Source organism: Streptomyces sp. NPDC127197 (assembly GCF_042672405.1).
Classification (GTDB): domain Bacteria; phylum Actinomycetota; class Actinomycetes; order Streptomycetales; family Streptomycetaceae; genus Streptomyces; species Streptomyces flavusporus.
The window spans coordinates 1-4,952 of record NZ_JBHXVG010000102.1; the positions used below are offsets into that span (position 1 = coordinate 1).

The window sequence follows — 4,952 nt, forward strand, 5'->3', positions numbered from 1 at the left end:
GACGGATCGACGGCCGCAGGATCCGATGGACACGCATCGGCAGCGAGCTGATGTGATCGAGAGCCGGCCGGCCGGCCGTGCTCTCCGGTTGTTTGCCGGGCATGGCCCCTCCCTTCTTCCTGAATGCGGTGGCACCGCCACAACCATGGCGCGGACCAGTCCTTGGGACATCGGTGGTGCTCGAAGGATTCGGTGTCTGCGCAAAACGCTTCCATGGAGTCATTCGACCGCCTCGTGGCATGCCCTCGGCTGAGCCCTGCGCGGTTGTGGGGCCCTGCGCCCCTGGTGAGGTCGTGTCGTAGAGCGGTTACCTGTTGCTGGTAGAGCATCCCCAGCTCATGCACTCACTCGCATCCGTGACATCCCTAGCCTGAGTGTCGGAATCCGCTCGCGCCGAGGTTGCCCATCGACGCCCTCGCCGGGGCGGCCAGTAGCAGGGCGGTGGGGATCTCATGGCCGACATCCGCCAGGAAACTGGCACTGCCGATGCCCTTCACGCCCGGTGTGAGTCGCTTCTGGTCGGCGTCCGGTTCAGCGGCTGTGGCGGGTACTGCGGGTTCTGGGGTGCTGCCCATCGGGGTACCGCGACAGATCAGCGGCATCATGGCAAGAGGTTCCGAGGTAATGCCATGCGGTGTTCATGCCACCGGGCTGGACGCCTGGGCGTCTGCGGACGCGGTAGCCGACCGCGGTCGGCTGCGCATGCTGCACCCCGGTGAGCAGGATGCGTTCGTCGTGCTCGGCTGCGATCCGGCGGTCGGTCTGGCCGCCGCGATGCTCCGTGCCCGCGGCCACGCGGTCGTCGCCGTGCACGGCTCCAGCGCCCAGGCGATCGAAGCCTTGGAAGCGGGGCGGGCACACGCCGCCTGCGTCCACGGCCCCGCCGACAGCCTGCCCCGCCCCGCCGCATCTGCGATCGGATGGCGGCTGGGCAGCTGGCAGGTGGGCCTGGCCGCCCCCGATGACCACAGCCCGGTCGCGCTCGAAGATGTCGCCGCCGGGCGGATGCCTCTCGTGCGGCGTGAGGCGTCCACCTTCAGCCAGCATTCCTTGGAGCGCGCCCTGGCCCGCCTCGGCGTCTCCCTCGATGCGTCGGGCGGGACGGTGGCGGCCGGGCATGTGGACGCCGCCCGCCACGCCGCCGCCGGTCATGGCGCGGCCGTGACGATGACCGCCGCCGCGGCGGCCTTCGCACTTCCTTTCACCCCCATTGAGGAGCACCAGGTCGCCCTGTGGGTCGGTCAGCAATGGGCCGCCCATCCAGCCGCCCGCGCCCTCGGCGACCTCCTGGCCGACCGGGCCTACACCTCCCGGCTCGCCGCCATCGGCGGCTACGACCAGCTCACTTCCTGCGGTACCACCCTCTAAAGCCGCGCCCCGACATCGGACCCTCTTCTGCTGGGAGCACCGCCTTCATGACGCTGCCCGCGATATCCAGACGCCTTCGCCACACCGCTGCCCTGCTCGGGGCCACCACCCTGCTCGCCGCGTGCTCCGCCAACGCCGACTCAGGCGTCGGAGGCGGCGAGCCCGCCTCGATCACCGTGGCCGCTGCCTCCGACCTGCGGCTGGCCTTCACCGACCTGGGCAAGAGATACGAGAAGGACATCGGCGGGAAGGTCGTCTTCACCTTCGGCTCCTCCGGCCAGCTGTCCCATCAGATCACCAAGGGCGCCCCGTTCGACGTGTTCGCCTCCGCCAGCACCAACTACGTCGACGACGTCGTCGAGGCCGGCAAGGGCATCGAGAGCACCCGTGCCGACTACGCCTACGGCCGCCTCGCGATCTGGACCAACAAGGCCGGCGACAAGACCACCTCTATCAAGGACCTGACCGACGCGAAGTACGGCAAGATCGCCATCGCCAACCCCGAGCACGCCCCCTACGGCGTCGCCGCTGTCGAGGCCCTCAAGGACGCCGGGATCTACGACCAGGTCAAGGACCGTCTGGTGTACGGGGAGAACATCTCCGACACGCTGCGCCTGGCCACGTCCGGCAACGCCCAATCCGCGCTGGTCTCCCTCTCGTTGGTGATCACCCGCACCGACGGCGCGTACACCCTGGTCCCGGAGAAGGCCCACGAGCCGCTGCGGCAGGTCCTGGTCGTCACCGCGCCGAAGGACAAGCAGGACGCCGCTAAGAAGTTCGCCGACCTGGTCAACAGCGCGGAAGGGCGCAAGGTGATGGACAAGTACGGCTTCGTCCTGCCCGGCGAGAGGACCTCGACCGGCTGATGGACTGGTTCCCGTTGTGGCTGTCGCTGCAGGTCGCGGCGACAGCCACCGCCCTCGCCGCCGTCCTCGGCATCGGTGGCGGCTACCTGCTGGCCAAGGGCCGCTTCCGCGGCCGTGGCCTGCTCGAAGCCCTCGCCTCCCTGCCGATCGTGCTGCCGCCCACGGTGCTCGGCTACTACCTGCTGGTGCTGTGCGGCAACGACACCGTCGTCGGCGACACCTGGCAGAACGTCACCGGCCAGCCCCTGGTCTTCACCCCTGCGGGCGCGGTCCTGGCAGCCACGGTCGCCTCGCTGCCGTTCTGCCTGCGCACCGCCCGGGCCGCCATCGAATCTGTCGACCCCCGCCTGGAGCAGGCCGCCCGCACCATGGGCCTGCCCGAATGGCAGGTCGCCGCCCGCGTCACCCTGCCCCTCGCGAGGCGCGGCATCATCGCTGGCGTCGCCCTCGGCTTCGCCCGCGCGCTGGGCGACTTCGGCGCCACCGTCATGGTCGCCGGCAACATCCCCGGCCAGACCCAGACCATGCCCATCGCCGTCTACGACGCCGTTCAGGCAGGCAACGACGACCGCGCGGCCCTCCTCGCCGTCATCCTCTCCCTCGTCGCCGTCGCCGTCGCCGTCCTGGTACTGGTCAACCGCTTCTCCCGGAACGCCCTATGACCCTGCCCGATCCCACCGCCCCGCCCGTGGTCATGAACGCCACCTGGTCCTCCGGCGACCGCGCCTCCATTCACGCCGACTTCACCGCACCGTCCGGCACCACCGTCTTCTTCGGCCCGTCCGGCTCCGGCAAATCGCTCACCCTCGCCCTCATCGCCGGACTGCTCCGGCCGCAGAGCGGCACTATCCACCTCCACGACTCCCCGGTGGCCGACCCCGCGAACAAGATCCACGTCCGCACCCAGGACCGTCACCTGGGCATGGTCTTCCAGGACGCCGCCCTACTTCCACACCGCACCGCGCTCGGCAACCTCACCCTCGCCCTACGACACGTCCCGCACCGCGAGCGCCACGACCAGGCAACGGCCTGGCTGGAGCGCGTCGGCGCCGCCCACTTCGCGGAGCAGAAACCCCGCACCCTCTCCGGGGGCGAGCGCCAGCGCATCGCCCTGGCCCGCGCTTTGGCCGGCCAGCCTCGCCTCCTGCTGCTCGACGAGCCGTTCAGCGCCCTTGACCGGCCCACCCGCCACCAGCTCCGCGACCTGCTGGCCACCCTCACCCGCGAGGAGAGGACTCCCACGCTGCTGGTCACCCATGACCCCGACGACGTCACGGCACTGGCCGACCACGTCCTTCTCTTCGCACCCGGCCACACCCGCCACCTCATTTCCGCAGCGGAGTTCGAGCCAACCCAGCCGCCAACCGCTGACGTAGCGCTCAGTGACGGTCGTTGCGCGCAGTGATTCTCATGCGAGAGTTCTGCGACAGCCCCGGAATCGATCACGTTTCCCCAGGTCACCGTTCGCAGAAGTCCTCTCAAAGCCCGCGCGTCGTGCGAGACAGGCTTTGGCCCACTGCCGGGGCGGATCTGACGACCGGTCAAGCGCGATAGAACGAAAACGACTGTCCGAGTACCACACCGCCCGCTTCATCCTCGTCCCTGCCCTCCGCGAGGAACTCGAAGTCCTCATTCCGGAGGACTGGGGTCCCGGGCGGCCCGTGGAAGCCGGGCCCGCCAGACGACGCGGTGCCGGCCGCCGCGGCGGCCAAGCCGATCCGGATCGGGTACGCGCGCTGCTCGACCGCACAGCAGGAACTCGCCAGCCAGCTCGCCGCGCTCGAACCTGTCTGCAAGCGGACCTTCTCCGAGAAGATCTCGACCCGTGTCGCAACCACGGCGGACGCCCGAAGGTCATCGACGACGACATGCTCACCTTCGCCCTGGCGCTCAAGGACAAGGGCGTCCCCGTCCCCGACATCGCGAAGAAGCTCACCATCAAGACGGGCAAGAACGCGGGCAAGTCCACCTCCGTCGCCTCGCTCTACCGGGCATTCGCCGAGGTGAGGCGGACATTGCCGGGTAACCCGGCGTGCTTGCTCGGGAAGCGCACCGTCTCGGCGAACACTCGGGTCGTGAGCACGAACGACAACAGGCCGACCATCCGTGACTGGCTGGACAACGCGGCCGGGGCGAATATCGCGGACATCCTCGCGCACGGGCACTGCGGCAAGCAGCTGCTGGAGCACTACGCGGTAGAGGTACGGGACGACATCAACGCCGCGTTCGGCGAGGTGAAGCCGCCCGCGTTGGCCCCTACGTCCACGCCGTGGCCCGCGCCGACCAGGTCCTGACGTCCCTCAGAGAGGCGGTAGAGGTTACCAGCAGCACATTCACCGGCCGCACCCTGTCCTCGGCGTCCGTGCTGGACGTCTCGCGCGTTTCGAAGCTCGCGGACGCCTCCTTCGCCTACTCCTCCCTCTCCGGCTGGGAAGGCCAGGGCCGCCTTGGCCAGGCAGCAGCCCGGTGCCGCCCCGCGTCCGCGTCGCTGTGCTCCTCATCCCCGACGCCGACCCGGCATCCACCGAGCGGGTCCGCGCCCGGACGTCGTGCTCGCCGCGTCGTCCTGGAACCCTCGAAGCGGCTTCGCAGGCCAGATGCGTGACGGTGCCTGTGCGGAAGAATCCGCACAGGCACCGGCTCGAACCGCAAACCATCAATTGAGTAGCCCCGAGGGCGAGGAACCAGGCCCGTGAAAGCGGCGCCGGTTCAGGCGCA

At 69.7% G+C, this 4,952-nt stretch carries 6 protein-coding genes and 1 pseudogene; 6 read left to right on the top strand and 1 reads right to left on the bottom strand.

Annotated elements, in window-relative coordinates; genetic code table 11:
• Window positions 1-365: 365 nt before the first annotated feature.
• The gene (locus ACFVJQ_RS45375) at window positions 366-575 is read right to left on the bottom strand and encodes a hypothetical protein (protein ID WP_385791823.1); all 210 of its coding nucleotides are present in this window, start codon (window positions 573-575) and stop codon (window positions 366-368) included.
• 49 nt (window positions 576-624) lie between these two features.
• Between ACFVJQ_RS45375 and ACFVJQ_RS45380 the strand changes: the two genes are divergently transcribed.
• From ACFVJQ_RS45380 to ACFVJQ_RS45405, 6 genes and pseudogenes are all read left to right on the top strand, one after another.
• Window positions 625-1,368, top strand: coding sequence for a substrate-binding domain-containing protein (locus ACFVJQ_RS45380; RefSeq protein ID WP_385791825.1), 744 nt, complete (start codon window positions 625-627; stop codon window positions 1,366-1,368).
• A gap of 47 nt (window positions 1,369-1,415) precedes the next feature.
• On the top strand, window positions 1,416-2,234 hold the full coding sequence (gene modA, locus ACFVJQ_RS45385) for a molybdate ABC transporter substrate-binding protein (protein ID WP_385518290.1): 819 nt from the start codon (window positions 1,416-1,418) through the stop codon (window positions 2,232-2,234).
• Complete coding sequence (modB, locus tag ACFVJQ_RS45390) at window positions 2,234-2,896, top strand: molybdate ABC transporter permease subunit (protein WP_385791827.1); 663 nt, start codon at window positions 2,234-2,236, stop codon at window positions 2,894-2,896. The genes modA and modB overlap by 1 nt, the downstream gene beginning before the upstream one ends.
• A complete protein-coding gene (locus ACFVJQ_RS45395) occupies window positions 2,893-3,639 on the top strand; it encodes an ABC transporter ATP-binding protein (protein WP_385791829.1) in 747 nt (248 codons plus the stop codon). The genes modB and ACFVJQ_RS45395 overlap by 4 nt, the downstream gene beginning before the upstream one ends.
• 463 nt (window positions 3,640-4,102) lie before the next feature.
• Entirely contained in the window at window positions 4,103-4,528 is a 426-nt protein-coding gene (locus ACFVJQ_RS45400) for a hypothetical protein (protein WP_385518282.1), read from the top strand.
• A 38-nt stretch (window positions 4,529-4,566) separates the two neighbouring features.
• Window positions 4,567-4,686 (top strand): annotated as a pseudogene (locus ACFVJQ_RS45405) (histidinol phosphatase); the annotation flags it as partial.
• Window positions 4,687-4,952: the final 266 nt, after the last annotated feature.

Bases quoted from the DNA above. Each gene is read 5' to 3' on its own strand.
- modB (WP_385791827.1), top strand. From the start codon at position 2,234: ATGGACTGGTTCCCGTTGTGGCTGTCGCTGCAGGTCGCGGCGACAGCC.
- modA (WP_385518290.1), top strand. From the start codon at position 1,416: ATGACGCTGCCCGCGATATCCAGACGCCTTCGCCACACCGCTGCCCTG.
- ACFVJQ_RS45380 (WP_385791825.1), top strand. From the start codon at position 625: ATGCCATGCGGTGTTCATGCCACCGGGCTGGACGCCTGGGCGTCTGCG.
- ACFVJQ_RS45400 (WP_385518282.1), top strand. From the start codon at position 4,103: ATGCTCACCTTCGCCCTGGCGCTCAAGGACAAGGGCGTCCCCGTCCCC.
- ACFVJQ_RS45395 (WP_385791829.1), top strand. From the start codon at position 2,893: ATGACCCTGCCCGATCCCACCGCCCCGCCCGTGGTCATGAACGCCACC.
- ACFVJQ_RS45375 (WP_385791823.1), bottom strand. From the start codon at position 575: ATGGGCAGCACCCCAGAACCCGCAGTACCCGCCACAGCCGCTGAACCG.